This window comes from Streptomyces spiralis, from assembly GCF_014654675.1.
Classification (GTDB): domain Bacteria; phylum Actinomycetota; class Actinomycetes; order Streptomycetales; family Streptomycetaceae; genus Streptomyces; species Streptomyces spiralis.
On record NZ_BNBC01000021.1, the window covers coordinates 147,836 to 149,708 of the forward strand.

1 protein-coding gene is annotated in these 1,873 nt (G+C 71.1%); it reads right to left on the reverse strand.

Features of this window, described 5'->3' with window-relative positions:
- Positions 1-1,873: acyltransferase domain-containing protein (locus tag IE318_RS22245; RefSeq protein WP_229903671.1), on the reverse strand; the 1,873-nt coding region annotated here is incomplete at both ends.

Genomic DNA, 1,873 nt, shown 5'->3' on the forward strand with positions numbered 1-1,873 from the left:
TCACCGCTACCGCGCTCCGCGTCACGACGACCAGCCGAGAAGCCGTGAACCGCTCCTCGACCAGCCACCGCTGCACCACCGCCAGCACCCGCTCCGACAGCTCACGGACAGCAACCGGGACGTCAACACCCTCCCGCGGCACACACTCCAACACCACATGCCCAGGCACAGGACCCTCGTCGGCCAACTCCTCCCAGGCCACCCAATCCACGTCAACGACCGAGTCCGCACCAGGCAACGAACTCCACACGATGTGGAACAGCGAGTCGTTGCCGGGCTCGACGCTCAGCTGCTCCGCCGAGACGGGTCGGCCCACGACGGCGCCGACCGTGGCGACCGGAGCGCCGGTGGCGTCCGTGACCTGGAGCGAGAGGCTGTCCGGGGTGGGCTGGGTGATCCTCACCCGCACCACCGACGCACCGGCCGCGTGCAGAGTGACGTCCCGCCACACGAACGGCAGCGTGGTCTCGCCCTCGCCCGCGCCGTTGACCAGGGCCGCGTGCATGGACGCGTCCAGCAGCGCCGGGTGCAGCCCGAACCTCTCGGCCTCGGCGTGCTCCTGCTCGGGCAGGGCGACCTCGGCGAAGAGTTCGTCACCGCGCCGCCAGGCCGCCGTCAGCCCCTGGAACACCGGGCCGTAACCGAACCCGCGCTCCGCCAGGCCCTCGTACGCCCCTTCCAGATCCAGCGCGGTCGCACCGGCCGGCGGCCAGACGGCCGACTCGAACCCGGCGCCGACCTCGGCCGTCTCCGGCGCCAGCACACCGTCGGCATGCAGCACCCACGGCAGATCCGCCTGGTCCTCCCGGCGCGAGTACACGCTCACCGACCGCCGCCCGGAATCGTCGGCGGCCCCGACCACGACCTGTACGGCGGCACCGCCGCGCTCCGGCAGGATCAGCGGCGCCTGAAGCGCCAGCTCCTCCAGCACACCGCAGCCGACCTGGTCGCCGGCGCGCACCGCCAGTTCCACGAAACCGGTACCGGGCAGCAGGACGTTGCCCAGCACCTTGTGGTCCGCGATCCAGGCGTGCGTGCTCGCGGAGAGCCGTCCCGTGAAGGTGACGACATCCGAGTCCGGCGACGGCACCACGGCCCCCAGCAGCGGGTGCCCGGCATCTGCCAGCCCGGCGGAGGCCATGTTCCCTCCGCCGACACCGAGCCAGGAGTTCGCCAGGTACTCCTCGGTGTCGACCCAGAAGCGCCGGCGCTGGAAGGGGTAGGTGGGCAGGTCCACGCGGCGGGCGCCGGAGCCCTCGAAGTAGGCACTCCAGTCCACCGGTACGCCGTTCACGTGCAGTTGGGCGAAGGCGCTGACCAGGGTCTCGGCCTCGTGGCGGTCCTTGCGCAGGACCGGCGCCACGACCACTTCCTCCGCTTCCAGCGTCTGCTGCGCCAGCGCGGTGAGCACGGAGTCGGGGCCCAGCTCCAGGAACGTGCGGACTCCGGATTCCTCGGCCGTACGGACGGCGGCGGAGAAGCGGACGGCGGCACGGACCTGGTTCACCCAGTACTCAGGGGACTGCCAGTCCGTCGCCGACTCCCCCGTGACCGTCGAAATCGCCGGGGTACGCGGCTCCGCGTACGACAACTCCGAAGCCACCGCCCGGAAGTCGTCCAGCATCGGCTCCATCAACAGGCTGTGGAAAGCGTGCGACACCGACAGACGGCTCGTCTTACGACCCAAAGCCGAGAAGTGCTCGCCGATCGCCAGCACCTCATCCTCGACACCCGAAACCACCACGGACGTCGGCCCGTTGACCGCCGCGATGGACACGCCCTCGGTGAGCAGCGGTAGGACCTCGTCCTCCGACGCCTGCACGGCGACCATCGCGCCACCATCAGGCAACGCCTGCATCAACCGCCCACGCGC